The organism is Bradyrhizobium sp. ISRA430 (genome assembly GCF_029909975.1).
Taxonomy (GTDB): domain Bacteria; phylum Pseudomonadota; class Alphaproteobacteria; order Rhizobiales; family Xanthobacteraceae; genus Bradyrhizobium.
Window position 1 is genome coordinate 320,629 of record NZ_CP094516.1, and the last position, 14,685, is coordinate 335,313.

Sequence of the window (14,685 nt, forward strand, 5' to 3'; positions counted from 1 at the left end):
CTACCAGATGCGGCCGTTTTCTTCCCATTTTTCAAATTCGGCGTCGCTCAAAATTGGATTTGGTGTCCGATCACCACGCTTTTTATCGAGCCGCATTCTGACCGCCGTCTCCATCCATGGTTGCAGTTCGTTTGCCTTCACGACCGCAAATGCGAACTCGTTGCACTGCTTCGGTAGTAGCCGCGCGAACAGCCTGGATGCCGGCTCAATAGCTAGTGCGAACGCTCGCATCAAGCGGTTGCCAGCCTGAGTGAAGCGCTGAACCGGAATGCGCAGATCATAGAAGAAACTGACCGTTGGAGCGTGAGCAGGATCGAAGCTCGCGACTGCTTTTCGTACCTCATCCTCGGTCCATCGATAGATGAAATTCGGAACCGGCCCATTGGCGACGCCGCCGCCGAGACCGTTGTTCATCCTGATGGCGTGGGTCTCGTAATCCTCGGTCAGGCCGAACCGGACCGCGGTGCGGATCATCAGGCTGTCTCTTGCTTCAAAGGCCACCGCGCATTTTCGCGCGACGCGATACATCTCGAGCAGTGCCCGATGCGGCGAATAGCAGTGGTGCAAACCGGCATGCACCACGACAAGGTCAAAGCTGTCGTTCTGGTAGGTCAGATTTTCAGCGTCCTGGAAGTTGCTTGACATGGTGTCATCTAGATTTGTCACGGTCACTTGGCCGAAGCCGACCATTGCCATCACCTTCTCGTCGAGCGGGCCTCCGCAGACGACGAGGACGCTATCCGATTTCGAAACCACGCCTTTGTCGACGAGCCGCTCCAGCACATCGACATAAAACCCCGTCACCACGTCACGCATTTCCATGCCCCGTCTTCCAAAGGGCGGTCCTATAACACTGCAACCCCACGGTGAGCAAGCCTCGGTGCGTTGCGGCAACCTGTGGGTCCCGCACCCTCCGCGGCATGAACATCATCAGCCGCACCATCCTCGCTTTCGCTCTTGCCGCCGGGATTGCCCCGGCCTTCGCGCAAGCCCCGTCGCCCGTTCCTGCGCTGCCCGACACCGAGCGCAGGACCAGCTACACCATCTCGAACACGACCTGCGCATGCGCGGTCGGGTTTGCGCTGTATGGGGATAGCACCGACTACGGCAATTGGGTTGAGGTCTGGTTGAACGGGGCACTCGTCTCGTCGGCCAATTATACAATCACAAGCCCGTCCGGACCGCTGGCGACGCTGCCGCGCCCCATCACCGACGCCGTTCTGACCTTCACCTCTGTACAGACCGGAACCGTTCAAATCGTGGGCGCTCGCCGCCCGCGGCGGACCTCGCAATTCACGGAAAACCGGGGCGTCGCAGCGCGAGACCTCAATCAGGCGCTGACCGACATCGTCGCGCAGAACCGAGAGACCTGGGACCGAACCAATGACGTCGCAGGCCGCACGGTGCGCGTTCCGCCGGGCGAGACCATGGCGACCCTTCCCCCTCTCGCTGGTCGCGCCAATCTTGGAGCCGTGTTCGATGCCGGCGGCAATCTCGTCCCCGGTGCATCGGTGCCGTCCACGACTTTCACGGCGGGTAACGGCATCGCCTTCTCAGGGACCGGGCCGACGACCATCACGAACAACATCGCGGCCGGTGGTGGGATATCGATCACTGGGACGAACCCTCTGACGATCGCGGCAACGGCTGGAGCTTCAGCGCTTTACGTTCGGCCGCAGGACTTCGGAGCTGCATGCGACGGCAGCACCGACGACAAAGTTGCGCTGCAAGCAATGTTCACCGCCTCCGCCGGAAAGACGATCTTCATCCCGGCAGGATCAACCTGCGTCACGAGTGCACCGCTCAACCTGCCTTCCAACACGACCTTGGTAGGTGCAAATACCCAGAGTCCATCGATCAAGGGAATCGGCTCTGCTTGGCCGATTTTGCTCATCAGCAACAAGACAAGCATCTCGATTACCGGAGTGTGGTTTCAGGGATCGGACAACGTGACCTCTTGGACGAGTTCGACCGTCGGCGCCATCCAGTTCGGCCAAAACGGTAGCGCACCCCAGATCGGCTCGAACATATTTCTGAGGAATAACAAGTTCAGCGGCTTCAACAACAACTACTGGGTCAATTTCAACACGCAGGGCAGCACCCTTCCGGCCTCGAATATCATCATCGATGGAAACCAGTTCATCACCGCAACAGCCGACATTCCGACTGATCCCGTCCCTTCAAACAATTCAAACTCCTTGATTATCTTTTTCTCTGGGACTGCTGGCGGTGGGCGGTACGAAAACGTTCGGATCAGCAACAACTTCATGCAGGCAGATGCTGCATGCTTCGGGATCATTTTGTTCGGTGACACATACAAATATCAATTGATCGGGAACCACATTCTCCGCCCTGGGCAGACGAATAGCTCCCATTGCACTAATGGGTTCGGCGCGACCAATGCCTATGGCATCACTGTTTACGATTTGAATTCGGACGGCAACCCGTCGGCTGACGGCATCGTCTCAAACAATTACATCAATTCTCCTGTTGGATCGGGGATTTATTTTGCCGGCAATGGGGCCAGCACGCTTCGCAGCGCCAATTCTGCGCGGACAACAATCGAAAACAATCTCATTGTCGGTCAATCGAGTTTGGACAGCCTGCTTCCGCGTGGTGCTATTTCCATCAACGACACGACGGACATCTCCATCGTCGGAAACTCGATGTACAGCAACGGGACCTGCATAAACGTCGCCGCGCAAAATGCTGGGGACGTGTCGATCTTGTCCAATAACTGCACGTCGGATGCGGGGGGCAGCAATGGATTTCAGCTAACAGCCGGCACCAATGGATCGTCCAACACTGATAATCGGGTAATCAGAGGTAACCACGTCAATGTTATGGGCACCGCCTTGACGATGGCATCGACAGTGGGTGGACAGTTTGCCAACGTGGACATCGCTGGCAACACTCTATTCGGGGTTGGCGGATCGATCAACGCAGGCGGAAACTATTTCGCCGGCGCTCTTACTGTCGGGTCTAATAGACTCTCAGGAACCGCCAATTTCTCATCAATCACTGGCGGATTGGGGTTGTTGCTGAACTCTGGGCTTTCGTTCACTGCGTCGACATTACTAGGTATAGCTGCCGGTAATGGGAGCCAGGTGTTTGTCTCTGACGGGACGCCCGGCTCCGCCTGCACAGGCGGCAGCACCGGATCGATGGCGTTCCGTCAGAACAACGCATGGAAGTGCTTCTGATCCGGTGCGTTGCGGCACTGCCACACTTGAGGCGAGGTCGCCGGTATAGACCGGAGACCCGCCGTGGCTTTCATCAACACCCTGTACAATCTCTGGCCCAATGGGGACCAGAAGATCGACGGCCTTCGGGATGGCATCGCGGTCACTGCTCCTGCGGTCTTCGAAAGCTACAAGATCAACACGCCTCTGCTCGTTGCCCATGTCATGGCTCAAATCAGCCACGAATGCGGGGCAGGGCACGACGTTGTCGAGAGCCTGAACTACAGCGCGCAGCGGATGACCGAGGTCTGGCCTGGCCGCTTCCCGACGGTGGCCTCAGCGGCTCCCTACGCCCACAACGAGGTCGCGCTGGGCGTGAAAACCTACGGCGGCCGCATGGGCAATCGTCCCGGAACGAACGATGGCTATACCTATCGGGGCCGTGGTGGCTCGCAGGTGACCGGCCGGGATGGCTATGAGCAGCTTCAGAAAGCCACCGGGCTGCCGCTCCTCGATAACCCAGATCTCGTCCTCGATCCCAAGAATTTCATGCTGTGCGCAGTCGCGGACTTTGTCGCTTGCGGCTGCCTGCCATTTGCCCTCCAGGACGACATCGCCGGCGTCTCCTCGATGCTCAACGTCGGCCATCTCGTGACTGATACCCGCAAGATCGTCGGGTATCCCGAGCGGGTCGAATGGCTTCGCCAGTGGAAAGCCGCGCTCGGGACCGCGCCGGTCGATTTCTCGCTTCCGCCAGTCCTGTCACCCGCGCCCGGCCCGAAGCCATCCGTTCCGCCGCCGCCTGCGCCCATGCCTGCACCTCAGCCCAAGAAGACCACGATCTGGGATGCGCTCGCTGCATTATTCACCGCCATTTTCAAGAGGAAACAATGATCTGGACCGCCATTCTCGTCGCGCCCGGCCTGGTAGTCGCGTATCTCCTGTTCCTGCGGCCGCGGCTGGCCGCCTATCCGGCCTTCAAGACCTTCTATCAGGAGGCCGACGGCTTTTGGGCCAAGGTCTGGGCGCTCTGCGGCAAGTCGCTGACGATGGCCTGGTCCTACCTTATCGGCGCGATCGGCGCGCTGCTCAACCAGCTCGATACCATCGCCGCAACGCTTGGTGACCCGAACTTCAAGCAGCAGGTTTCCGACCTCCTGCACGCCGATCCAAAGTATCTCGGCTACTTCATGATGGTGGTTTCGGCCTTCACGATCGCCTCTCGGCTTCGCTCGATCGCCAAGGGCTGACCATGGGCTGGCTTTCCATCCTGCTCGGGCTGGCCGATCCGATCGAGAAGATCACCACGGCGATCGTGAAGGCGCGCGCCGACGCGCTTAATGCGACGACCGAGCAGGAGAAGATTGCCGCCGAGGAACGCGTCAAAACGCTCGAGGCTCAACGCGACCTTCAGATGTCTGAAGGGAAGACGTCACGCACCAACATGATCGTGCGCGCCTTCGCGGCGTCGCCTGTCATCATCGTCGTCTGGAAGCTGCTGGTCTGGGATAAGGTCATCGGTTCATTCCTTGGCTGCTCTCAGGCGCCGATCGGAACGTGCAAAATCTTCACCACCGATCCGCTCGACGACAACCAGTGGAAGATCATCGGCGTTGTGTATGGGTTTTACTTCATCTACGAGCTCGGGCTCGGGGTGACCAGGATCATCAAGCGCTGAGGATTGCCCGTGGGAATCACCTTCGAATGGACGATCAAGTTCGGTGACGTGCTGACAGTGGCCGGCGCGTTCATCGTCGCTGCCAGCATCATCTACAAGCGCGGGATCTCGGAGGCGACAAACAGCGCGATTCTGACCCGTCTCGTTGACGACTTCGACGAGATGAAAAAGGAGTTCAAGTCGTTCAGCGCAGCCATGAGCGAAGTCGCGACGCAGAAAATGCAGATCGGCATGCTCATGAAATGGTACGATGAACTGCGCCACGGGCAGGGGTTTGTGCGAGGGAGCCGTTCCAGCGTTGACGGCGAATATCCGCCCTCGTGATCGCTTAGGACTTCGACCGCGCGAACGTCCTAGCCGCCTCAAGCGCCTGTTCGCTGGTCATTGCATCAGGTTGCAGCCGGCGGCTCGGCTCATCGTCGTAATAGAAAAACATGGTCTTGCCGTCGTAGTCCACGCGGTAGCTGCCGGTGCCTGGCACGGCTTCCTTGGTCTTTCTGATGCGGACGCGGGACACGCTGAAACATCCTCAGGGTATCAGCGGGCCTGATTGCCCGCTCGGGGTCACATCCTGCTCAGGTGCGCCAATGTGGATAGGCGCGGTCAAGGTGCTCCTCGATAGCTCTATTGCGCTCGATCGTGTGCGGAACGCCGCCGGCCACCTGACCGCACCATTCGAGGAAATTGAGATAGGTGCAGACGTCGCATTCGCCGCATCCTTCCTCGCCGCAGTCGCTGACTTCAATCTTCGGCATTGAGCACACCATTCGAGACCGAAGGCCCATCGCTCTGTTCGCGAGCGGGCGATGGGGTATCGCACTGAGCAAGGCCGGGTGCGCTCTCAGAGCCGGTTCCAAGCTGTTCGGTTTCTTCGTCCTCAAACCAGAGGTTCACCATGTCGCGGATCGCCTTGCGCTGCTTGTTGGTCAGCGCTGGTCCATCAATCACGATCCAGATTTGGTGCTCCCTCGAAATCGGGGTGCTCAAATGGACGCGGGCGCCACGATAGGCGAGTTTGTCGATTAGGACGTGCTCAGAAGGTGGCATGTAGCCTCGATTCCATGCGTCGTAATCCACGACACTTAGCGGCCTATTCGTCATCAGTCGGTCCTTCATCTTTCATGTGCGACGGGCTATTTCCGCCGCGACCATGGCCGGGGGAATGCGGAAGTCTCTGCACAGATCATTGCGATACTCCGGCGCCGTGCTCGCGATGATCTTAACAAGTGCCTCGATAAACTCGCGATTAGTACGCGCATCGCTCCAGTGCGTATCTCGATAGGATATCATCGTTCGTTCCCTTCCAATGTGATTCAGGCTAGCGGCGCGGATCGTGCCCAACCAGGACTTGCAATTTCTGCTTAGGCTCCAGTTTCCACATCTCGTCGAGCGCCTGCGTCGCTAGCCCCTCGGGGTTGCGGTGGCCGCACTGGATTCGCTCAAGCGCCGCGCGGGCGATCTTGAGCGACTTCTGGAGCTCGATGATCCGGCTTTTGCTCATTCTCTCGCGCCCTTACTGAGGGTGACGATCGCGTACCTTGCGCCTGCGATGAAGGCATACTTCTGGGAATCTGTCATTGTCCCGGCAAGCGATGCCTTGAACTCATCAACTAGGCCGTAGATGAACTCTTCCTTTTCCTTTTCGGTGAAGCTGAAACTACCGGAATAATTGGTTCCCTCAGCCATTTGTATCCTCCTATCAGGTACTCTCGATATTCGATCTGTCCGCTGCACTCTGTCGACTGCAACAGTTCGTCAGAACGTGGGCGGCCACACGCCAAGCACACCTCCCGAACAATATCCCAAGCATGCTGCACGGCGCATTTCCTATAGATGCGAGTGGCTAAATCGCTCGGATGAGGCTACGCCGGCTGACGGGGCCGAATAGCTTCTCCGGTGGCGAATAGAAGCGGCGGCGATCGGCGGGAGCCTCGCGCCAAGCCGTGTCCAGATTGCGGAAGAACTGAGGATCGACCTCAAACGCCTCGGTGAGGCTGTCGAGCATGCTATCCCCGATCAGAAGCCCTTCGCGCTGGACGCTCAGCAAGAGCATCAGCGCCAGCATGTTGCGGGCGATCATGTTCTCGTTGCCTCCGATGCGGATGGCCAGGTCATCGGTATTCCAACCGCGTTCGATCATCTCCTCGCCCAAGAACTCGGCGAGCGGGAAGACTTCGGCCGGTATGCGTTCGTCGCTCATCGTCGCATCCCATTCCAGATGCGGGTTACTGGTCGCCGATCACGGGACCACTGATGCGCCAAGGCCCGCATCCAGCCTGCCAACTCGGCGCGGAAGCCCAATAAGCCCCGCCATCCTTTGCGCGGATCATGATCCGATAGATGTTCGCGTCGCGCTTGGGGCCTTCCAGAACCGTGTAGGGCTTGCGACTGATCATCACCGTGCCGCCCGGTCTTGGCTTCCTGCTCATCGTCTCATCTCCGGTTAGTGAGTCTGGCCGTCGTCGGCCGGCCTCAGCATCAGATCGACCTGGCGCTTCAGGAACGGCTCGACCGCTTCGCCGCCCTCCCGGATCTGGGCCATCAGCAACCCGATCTGCATCCGCTTGGTCGCATCCTTCTCGCGCCTCAGTTGGCAGTCGATCTGGTAGAGGTATTTTTCCTTGCTGCCGTTCATCTGGAAATCTCCGATTGGTGCGGGAGATGCACAAAATAACCTATTCGTTTCAAAGCTCGCTATTCGCCCGCACTTTCTTGTAAGTTATTGCCAAGGCTTGATGATTTGACTTCTTCCTCCCCCACCATCCTGCTTCGCGCTAACGCGCTGCGCAGGATTGCAGCCCGCCAAAGCGAGAAGCAGGATGCCCTCCGAAGCCTTGGCGAAGGAGGGCTGCGCCTTCGCGAAGAAGAGGCTTTGGTGATTGCTGGGCAGTGAAAGCGAAGACGGACTGGCCGCCGTCGCCAAGCGCTAACCCATCATCTCCCGCACCATCGGCACCACCTTGCTCCCGTAGAGCTCGATGCTCCGCATCAGCTTGTCGTGCGGCAAGGGACCCGCCGAATATTTCAACTGAAAGCGCGCGATGCCGAGGGCCTTTGCGGTCGCGGCGATTTTGCGCGCGACGGTCTCGGGCGAGCCGACATAGAGCGAGCCGTGCTCGGCCTCACTCACGAACTCATCGCGCCCCATCGGCGGCCAGCCACGCTCCCTGCCGATGCGGTCGCGCATGGCCTTGTAATCGGGCCACAGCTCCTCGCGCGCCTGCGCATCGGTTTCGGCGACATAGCCGGGCGAATGCACGCCGATCGGTTTTGCCGGGCGGCCGAATTCCTTGAAGGCGCGGTAATAGAGATCGACATAAGGCGCAAAGCGCGCGGGATCGCCGCCGATGATCGCCAGCATCAGGGGCAGGTCGTAATGTGCGGCGCGCAACACTGATTGCGGGCTGCCGCCGACGCCGATCCAGGTCTTGAGCTCGCCATTCTCGACCGGCGGATAGACGAGCTGGTCCCTCAGGGGCGGACGCAGCTTGCCTTCCCAGCTCACCGGTTTCTGCGACAACAGCGCGGCGAACAGGTCGAGCTTCTCCTCGAACAGCTCTTCATAGCGACGCAGGTCGAAGCCGAACAGCGGAAAGGATTCGGTGAACGAGCCGCGGCCGAGGATCACCTCGGCGCGCCCGCCTGAGAGCGCGTCCAACGTCGCAAAGCGCTGGAAGACGCGAATAGGATCGTCCGAGCTCAAGACCGTCACGGCCGAGCCGAGATGAATGCGCTTGGTGCGCGACGCGATCGCGGCCAGCACGGTTTCGGGCGAGGAGATCGCGAAGTCGCCGCGGTGATGCTCGCCAAGGCCAATGAAGTCGAGGCCGAGCTCGTCGGCCAGAACCGCCTCGTCGACGACGTTGCGGATCACCTGCGCATGCGCAAGCATGGCACCGGAGGCGTCCTTGGTGACGTCGCCAAAGGTATCCAGTCCGAATTCTAGCGGTGCGGTCATCGATCAGGTCTCTGTGGGGAGGATCGCCGAGACTTAAGGGATGGCCGCGACGTCACAAGGCCGCGTTTTGGAAATGCTCGGTTTCCGTTCTTTCGACGGCTACCGCCACATCCCCCGCATCCGCGCGCCGATGTCGATCTTCGGGCCTTGCGCGGCGGCGCGCGCTTGGCCTGTGGCAGCGCGCGGCCAGGCGGTGCGCTCAAACAGCGGGACCAGCGACTCCGGGATGAAGCGGGTGCGCGAGGCGTAGACGTGGCGGTCGCCCTTGGCGGCCTGGCCGTGGGTGAAGAAGCGCTGCGGCACGACGAGGTGCAGATCGTCCTTGGCACGCGTCATCGCGACGTAGAGCAGGCGGCGCTCTTCCTCGAGCTCGGCGCTGGTGCCAGCGCCGAGATCGGAGGGCATGCAGCCGTCGACGACGTTGAGCACGAACACCGATTTCCACTCCTGGCCCTTGGCGGAGTGGATGGTGGAGAGGATCAGATAGTCCTCGTCGCGCAGGGGTGGGCCGGATTTGTCACTGGTCGCATCCGGCGGATCGAGCGTGAGCTCGGTCAAAAATCTTTCGCGTGAGACATAGCCGCTCGCGATCTGCTCGAGCTGCATGAGGTCGGCGCGGCGGGTCTCGGAATCCTCGTGGATGCGGTCGAGATGCGGCTCGTACCAGAGCCGCACGCGTTCGAGATCAGCCGGCCATTCCGAATAGCGCAGGTTTTCGACGGTGCGGACGAAGTCGGTCCAGTCCTCACCGGTGCGCGGCGGCACAGGAAGCTGGCCGAGCGCGTGCAGCGGGTCGGTGCTCTCGGCCATCTGGTCGAGCACGCGCTGCGCGGTCGCCGGCCCCACGCCCGGGAGCAGATGCAGGATGCGGAAGCCCGCGACGCGGTCGCGCGGATTTTCGGCAAAGCGCAGCAGCGCCAGCACGTCCTTGACGTGCGCGGCATCGAGGAATTTCAGCCCGCCGAACTTGACGAAGGGAATGTTGCGGCGGGTCAGCTCGATCTCCAGCGGACCGGAGTGCGAGGAGGTGCGGAACAGGACCGCCTGATGCTTGAGCAGTGCGCCTTGCTCGCGGTTGGCCAGCACCTCTTCGACGATGTAGCGGGCCTGGTCGGCCTCGTCGTGCACGGTCACGAGCTGCGGCTTCTGCGCGGAGGTGCGGTCGGTCCAGAGATTCTTGGTGAAGCGCTCGCGGGCGAGGCCAATGACGCCGTTGGCCGCCGACAGCACCGCCTGCGTCGAGCGGTAGTTGCGGTCGAGCGTGATCATTTCCGCGCGGGGTGAGAAGCTCTGTGGAAACTCCAGGATGTTGCGTACGGTCGCCGCGCGGAACGAATAGATCGACTGGGCGTCGTCGCCGACGACGGTGAGCCCGCGGCCATCGGGCTTCAGCGCCAGCAGGATCGAGGATTGCAGGCGGTTGGTGTCCTGATATTCGTCGACCAGCACGTGATCGAAGCGGCCGCCGATTTCTTCGGCGATCAGTGCATCGCTCATCATCTGCGACCAGTAGAGCAGCAGGTCGTCGTAGTCGAGCACGTGCTGGGCCTGCTTGGCCTCGACATAGGCTGCGAACAGGCCTTTCAGCTCGGCGGCCCAGCCGGCGCACCAGGGATAGTGCTGGCCGAGCACCTTCTCGATCTCCATCTCCGCGTTGACGCAGCGGGAATAGATCGACAGGCACGTGCCCTTGGCCGGAAAGCGGCTCTCGGTCTTCGACAGGCCGCGCTCGTGCCGGACCAGGTTCATCAGGTCGGCGGAATCCTCGCGATCGTGGATAGTGAAGGCGGGATCGACGCCGATGCGTTCGGCATATTCGCGCAGCAGCCGCGCGCCGATGCCGTGGAAGGTGCCGGCCCAGGTCAACGCGTCGCGCATGATCGCGGCGTTGTTCTCGCCCAGCACCTTTCGGGCGATGCGCTCGACACGGCCGGCCATCTCGGCCGCGGCCCGGCGGGAGAACGTCATCAGCAGGATGCGGCGCGGATCGGCACCGGCGACGATCAGATGCGCGACGCGGTGGGCGAGCGTATTGGTCTTGCCGGAGCCCGCGCCGGCGATGACGAGCAGGGGGCCGCCCACGGTCGCGCCATCGGCCACGCCATGCTCGACGGCGCGGCGCTGCTCCGCATTGAGCGTGTCCAGATATGTCGCCACGAATCGCCCCGGTGAAAGCGCCAGACTCGGCGATCCCAACGCGAATCGCAATGCGGCTGGACGGAACCGGAATTAGGACCTAGGGACAAGGCAGGCAGAAGTTCCAGTCCCGAAAAAACGCGTGCTGGCATGACCGAGCTCAAGCCCGACCAGTTCGAGATGCGACGACTGGAGTCGCTCAGCAACACCATTTTCGGTGTCGCCATGACGCTATTGGCCTATGACCTGCCCAAGGCCGCGGTGTTCGCCAGCGCCCCTGGCTGGAGCGATCTCGCCCAGGCCTATTCCGGCAAGCTCGCCGGCTTTGTGCTCAGCTTCATCATCGCCGGCGTGTTCTGGATCAGCCATCAGCGGCGGCTTGCGCGCCAGCCCATCGGCAGCCGCGGCGTGGTGATCCTCAACCTGTTCTTCCTGCTCTCGATCGTGCTGCTGCCGGTGACCAACGGCCTCTACACCAATTACGGCATGAGCAGCGCGGTCGCCGTGCTCTACGGCCTGAACCTGACCGCGATCGCCGGCTTCAATGTCGGGCTGTGGTGGACGATTTTGGGCGGCTGGCACCGCGAAATCATGGCCTCGCTGTTTCCGCTGCTGGTGTTCGTGCCGGGCACGGCGGTTGCGGCGGTCGCGCCGCGGGCCGCGCAGTTCGTGTGGCTCATCGCCTTCGGCGGGCTGCTGATCCAGCGCTTCTACGCCGCGCCGGCGGACAAGGGGCCATAGCCGGCTCACCCGTCGGCCGCTGTCGCGCCAAACCCGTCTGCGGGAAGGAAAAGCTTGATCGGGCGGATCTCGTAGACCGCGCTCGGATTGGCCTTGCGCAGCTCGCGCGCCGCGGCGATCGCGCCGTCCTCGCTGTCGAATTCCATGATGTAGAAGCCGAGAAGCTGCTCCTTGGTCTCGGCGAAGGGCCCGTCGAGCACGAGTCCCGCGCCGGGCCCGCGCAGGGTGCGGGCCTTGCGGGTCTCATCGAGCCGGGCGGCCGGCCCGAAATGGCCCTTGGCCCGCAACGGCTCCTGGACGGCCTTCAAATTGGTCATGACGGTCGCGTCCTCTTCCGGCGTCCAGGACAGGACCTCGTCTTCCACGTGATAGGCCAGGATGGCGTAGAGCATCGTCACCTCGTCTGTTTTGGCTGCGCGCGGTTCAAAGGACGTATCACCGCGGCCGCTGCCGACAATCCCAATGCATAAAAATTGCGTCGGAGGCTTGCGGCGAAACCGTCCCGAAACCCGATTGCGGCCTTACGCGGTGAACGCCGCCGGAAGCGGTCGCGACTGATGACCACAAGGAACACGGTCAATGCTGGAGGCGGCAATGTCGGGTCAGACCATCAGGATCATCTGCGACGCGCGGCGGGCGGGACAATCGCAGCCTGCCGATTTGCACGACCAGACCGGCCATCACCGCTACTACGGCAGCTCCGCCGAAAATGGCGGCGAGCGCATCGTCGAAAGCCGCAGGGGAAAGCGCCCGCGCGGGCAGAACGTCTGCGGCTTCTAGACCTTCGCGACGCGCCGACGCACCACATGAGCGCCTTGCAAATATCGATCGCCGCGCCGCCGTTCGGCTGCGCATCCTCAAAAAGTAATAGGCGCGGCGGGAAGTAGCCCGTCGCGCCCGATTTCTTGTCTCGCTGGTCCAGGGCTGAAACCGCCCCGTGGCCAAGCTTCTCGTCAAAGCTCAGCGGGCGATCCCAGCGAGGTGACAGCGCTTGAGATAAGACACTGGATCACCTCCTTTCGTTGGTTTCGGGAGTCTCAGATATAGACAGCGAGCGCGCCGCTGTTAAGGGGCCGCCGGTCGGGTGGGAACAAGCCCTGTTCGCAACGCCGGAAAGCCGCCTTGAGAGCAGTTGAGACCGCCGCCCGGCCGTGTTAGGGAGCGACTTGCGCGGGTGTAGCTCAATGGTAGAGCAGCAGCCTTCCAAGCTGAATACGAGGGTTCGATTCCCTTCACCCGCTCCAATCATTTCGGGCGCTTGGCGCGTTCTCAGGTTTCCATTTGGACAAGCAGGCTGCGCCGTGTCGACGCGGAGCGCAACGACGGTCGCGCTGAGCTCTTAGCCGGTGTTCCTGACCGCCTCGGCTAGAATGGCGTAAAGCTGCCGCTTGCTGAATTCCTGAGGCTGCTGCTTCTCTGCTGTGTTACGCGACACCTTCTTTGCCACTGGGCGGGCACAGGCGGCCGACGACGCCGGCCTCAGCTTCGGGGCCGGCCTTATCTTGGGTCTTGCTGTTGGTGGCTTGTGGCCACGCTTCAGGCCCAAACGGGTGAGCATGCCGCAGACCGCGTTGCGGCTACACCCGAGACGGGGCGCGATCTGCGCCGCGCTCTGTCCTGCGGCCCAGAGCCCTTTGAGCCGTGCTACGTCTTTCGCATCCCAACCCATGGGAGATATTATAGCGCGGATTGCCAGACACGGGCCAGTCTAGTCTTCGTCCGGCTCGCGCACGACCGCCGGGTCGTCGGCGTCATCGAATATGCCTGACGAAGGACTGCGGATGCCCAGGGCACGATCGCTCCAACGCGACGGCGCGTCTGCATCGGCAAGGGGCGGCCCTCACGCAACTGGCGGCGTCTGCGAAGAGCTTATGCTCGGGGACGCATCACGTTCTATGTTCACCAAAACTTCGCCGGTAATGATTTCGGGATCTCCAAGATTGAGGTCAAGCAGGCTTGCTTGAACAAACTCCAGCACTTTGGCGTTTGCTGCAGTGGCGCTTTCGCAGTCCTCGAATATCATCACGGCGACACCAACGCCGTGACCCCCATCCAGCACATAGTAAGATCTAAATCCGGGTGATTGCCTCAGGATCTGACCGATCCCGCTCTTGGCGCGGCGAGCAGCGTCCGCAACCGAACGAACCTTGGTATACTTGCGAATGACCATGTACATGAGGCCACCACGCGTCGCAGTTTCCGGCCTCACGCATCAAAGCATATCGGGCCCCTGCTGGACTAGGGCCTACTTCCAGGAGGCGTCATGGCGCTGGGGGACGGCTGGTGTCCCGGTTCGGTTGTGGGGCGTTGACGGGGATCTCGCGGGGAGAGCAGGTCGTGGCGCAAAGCGGGCTCTTTCCAAATCGTGGTGTCCGTTGGCGGCCGCTCGGTGAGCCATCCTCGCCCCGCAAGCGGGGCGAGGTGTCGAGGCTCAGGAGCCCTCGAACTTGAACGATACGTTGAGCTTGGCGCGATAGGCCTCTACTTTTCCTTTGGCATCCAGTTGCATATCGAGTTTGACGACCTCTGCAACGCGAAGATCTCGGAGAGATTTTGCAGCTTGCTCGACCGCATTGGCGGCGGCCTTCTCCCAGGAGTCGTTGCTGGTACCGACCAGTTCAATGACCTTGTAGACGCTATCAGGCATGTCGTCCTCCTGTTCGGTATGAAGCAGGAAGCAGGTGCTCCCTGCCGTTGTGGAAGCTAGCATCAGGATATCGGCGCTGATACGACGCGATACGGTCTCAGGGACATCGCCCGGAGCCGGGAAGGGGCAGACTGCATTTGGCGGGGAAGGTGCCCCGCGGCCCTTAGCCGAAATCTGACCGGGCATCGGGTCGGGTCTGTCAGTGACGCATAACCGACCAATGGGACGTCACCCGTGGCAGCCGGGCTCTGAGGGCAAGCTGAGGAGACTTTTGAACCTCCGGTTCGCCGCATCGACCTATGTCTTGAGTCATTCGTGCACCGCCGTGAGTGGGTATCGTTTC

Annotated in this window: 22 protein-coding genes and 1 tRNA gene; 8 read left to right on the forward strand and 15 right to left on the reverse strand. The window is 61.4% G+C overall.

What is annotated here, in order from left to right; genetic code table 11:
• The gene (locus MTX21_RS01755) at positions 1-822 is read right to left on the reverse strand and encodes a methyltransferase domain-containing protein (RefSeq protein ID WP_280970233.1); all 822 of its coding nucleotides are present in this window, start codon (positions 820-822) and stop codon (positions 1-3) included.
• 98 nt (positions 823-920) lie between these two features.
• Here MTX21_RS01755 and MTX21_RS01760 point away from each other — a divergent pair, with 98 nt between their 5' ends.
• From MTX21_RS01760 to MTX21_RS01780, 5 genes are all read left to right on the forward strand, one after another.
• Positions 921-3,203 (forward strand): hypothetical protein, encoded by a 2,283-nt coding sequence (locus MTX21_RS01760; protein WP_280970234.1) that lies wholly within the window; start codon positions 921-923, stop codon positions 3,201-3,203.
• A gap of 63 nt (positions 3,204-3,266) precedes the next feature.
• Positions 3,267-4,076, forward strand: a complete 810-nt coding sequence (locus MTX21_RS01765) for a glycoside hydrolase family 19 protein (RefSeq protein ID WP_280970235.1) — start codon at positions 3,267-3,269, stop codon at positions 4,074-4,076.
• Positions 4,073-4,432, forward strand: a complete 360-nt coding sequence (locus tag MTX21_RS01770) for a hypothetical protein (protein WP_280970236.1) — start codon at positions 4,073-4,075, stop codon at positions 4,430-4,432. The genes MTX21_RS01765 and MTX21_RS01770 overlap by 4 nt, the downstream gene beginning before the upstream one ends.
• Before the next feature lie 2 nt (positions 4,433-4,434).
• The gene (locus MTX21_RS01775; protein WP_280970237.1) at positions 4,435-4,860 is read left to right on the forward strand and encodes a hypothetical protein; all 426 of its coding nucleotides are present in this window, start codon (positions 4,435-4,437) and stop codon (positions 4,858-4,860) included.
• Between the two features lie 9 nt (positions 4,861-4,869).
• Positions 4,870-5,184: a hypothetical protein gene (locus MTX21_RS01780; RefSeq protein ID WP_280970238.1), complete on the forward strand. Its 315-nt coding sequence runs from the start codon at positions 4,870-4,872 to the stop codon at positions 5,182-5,184.
• Positions 5,185-5,188: 4 nt separating this feature from the next.
• Here MTX21_RS01780 and MTX21_RS01785 read toward each other — a convergent pair whose 3' ends face one another.
• The 10 genes from MTX21_RS01785 to MTX21_RS01830 all read right to left on the reverse strand — a co-directional run bounded on the left by MTX21_RS01785 (position 5,189) and on the right by MTX21_RS01830 (position 10,975).
• Entirely contained in the window at positions 5,189-5,377 is a 189-nt protein-coding gene (locus tag MTX21_RS01785) for a hypothetical protein (protein WP_280970239.1), read from the reverse strand.
• Positions 5,378-5,435: 58 nt separating this feature from the next.
• Positions 5,436-5,615 carry a hypothetical protein gene (locus tag MTX21_RS01790; RefSeq protein ID WP_280970240.1) on the reverse strand — a complete coding sequence of 60 codons (180 nt, stop codon included), beginning with the start codon at positions 5,613-5,615 and terminating at the stop codon, positions 5,436-5,438.
• Positions 5,602-5,961, reverse strand: coding sequence for a hypothetical protein (locus tag MTX21_RS01795; protein WP_280970241.1), 360 nt, complete (start codon positions 5,959-5,961; stop codon positions 5,602-5,604). Before MTX21_RS01795 ends, MTX21_RS01790 begins: the two co-directional genes overlap by 14 nt.
• A 217-nt stretch (positions 5,962-6,178) precedes the next feature.
• A complete protein-coding gene (locus MTX21_RS01800) occupies positions 6,179-6,361 on the reverse strand; it encodes a hypothetical protein (RefSeq protein WP_280970242.1) in 183 nt (60 codons plus the stop codon).
• Entirely contained in the window at positions 6,358-6,546 is a 189-nt protein-coding gene (locus MTX21_RS01805; RefSeq protein ID WP_280970243.1) for a hypothetical protein, read from the reverse strand. Before MTX21_RS01805 ends, MTX21_RS01800 begins: the two co-directional genes overlap by 4 nt.
• A gap of 157 nt (positions 6,547-6,703) precedes the next feature.
• Complete coding sequence (locus tag MTX21_RS01810) at positions 6,704-7,060, reverse strand: hypothetical protein (RefSeq protein ID WP_280970244.1); 357 nt, start codon at positions 7,058-7,060, stop codon at positions 6,704-6,706.
• A 25-nt stretch (positions 7,061-7,085) separates the two neighbouring features.
• Positions 7,086-7,289, reverse strand: a complete 204-nt coding sequence (locus tag MTX21_RS01815; protein WP_280970245.1) for a hypothetical protein — start codon at positions 7,287-7,289, stop codon at positions 7,086-7,088.
• A gap of 14 nt (positions 7,290-7,303) precedes the next feature.
• The gene (locus MTX21_RS01820; protein WP_280970246.1) at positions 7,304-7,495 is read right to left on the reverse strand and encodes a hypothetical protein; all 192 of its coding nucleotides are present in this window, start codon (positions 7,493-7,495) and stop codon (positions 7,304-7,306) included.
• Positions 7,496-7,786: 291 nt separating this feature from the next.
• A complete protein-coding gene (locus tag MTX21_RS01825) occupies positions 7,787-8,818 on the reverse strand; it encodes an LLM class flavin-dependent oxidoreductase (RefSeq protein ID WP_280970247.1) in 1,032 nt (343 codons plus the stop codon).
• 99 nt (positions 8,819-8,917) lie between these two features.
• Positions 8,918-10,975 carry an ATP-dependent helicase gene (locus tag MTX21_RS01830; RefSeq protein WP_280970248.1) on the reverse strand — a complete coding sequence of 686 codons (2,058 nt, stop codon included), beginning with the start codon at positions 10,973-10,975 and terminating at the stop codon, positions 8,918-8,920.
• Between the two features lie 129 nt (positions 10,976-11,104).
• Between MTX21_RS01830 and MTX21_RS01835 the strand changes: the two genes are divergently transcribed.
• Positions 11,105-11,695 (forward strand): TMEM175 family protein, encoded by a 591-nt coding sequence (locus MTX21_RS01835; protein WP_280970249.1) that lies wholly within the window; start codon positions 11,105-11,107, stop codon positions 11,693-11,695.
• Positions 11,696-11,700: 5 nt separating this feature from the next.
• Here MTX21_RS01835 and MTX21_RS01840 read toward each other — a convergent pair whose 3' ends face one another.
• Complete coding sequence (locus tag MTX21_RS01840) at positions 11,701-12,087, reverse strand: YciI family protein (RefSeq protein ID WP_280970250.1); 387 nt, start codon at positions 12,085-12,087, stop codon at positions 11,701-11,703.
• Positions 12,088-12,289: 202 nt separating this feature from the next.
• Between MTX21_RS01840 and MTX21_RS01845 the strand changes: the two genes are divergently transcribed.
• Both MTX21_RS01845 and MTX21_RS01850 read left to right on the forward strand, forming a co-directional pair.
• Positions 12,290-12,475: a hypothetical protein gene (locus tag MTX21_RS01845; RefSeq protein WP_280970251.1), complete on the forward strand. Its 186-nt coding sequence runs from the start codon at positions 12,290-12,292 to the stop codon at positions 12,473-12,475.
• A gap of 390 nt (positions 12,476-12,865) precedes the next feature.
• Positions 12,866-12,939: transfer RNA gene (locus tag MTX21_RS01850), tRNA-Gly, on the forward strand.
• Between the two features lie 95 nt (positions 12,940-13,034).
• Here MTX21_RS01850 and MTX21_RS01855 read toward each other — a convergent pair.
• The 3 genes from MTX21_RS01855 to MTX21_RS01865 form a co-directional block, all read right to left on the reverse strand.
• A complete protein-coding gene (locus MTX21_RS01855; protein ID WP_280970252.1) occupies positions 13,035-13,364 on the reverse strand; it encodes a GcrA family cell cycle regulator in 330 nt (109 codons plus the stop codon).
• Positions 13,365-13,535: 171 nt separating this feature from the next.
• Positions 13,536-13,871 carry a hypothetical protein gene (locus MTX21_RS01860; RefSeq protein WP_280970253.1) on the reverse strand — a complete coding sequence of 112 codons (336 nt, stop codon included), beginning with the start codon at positions 13,869-13,871 and terminating at the stop codon, positions 13,536-13,538.
• Between the two features lie 255 nt (positions 13,872-14,126).
• A complete protein-coding gene (locus MTX21_RS01865; RefSeq protein ID WP_280970254.1) occupies positions 14,127-14,342 on the reverse strand; it encodes a dodecin domain-containing protein in 216 nt (71 codons plus the stop codon).
• Between the last annotated feature and the right edge of the window lie 343 nt (positions 14,343-14,685).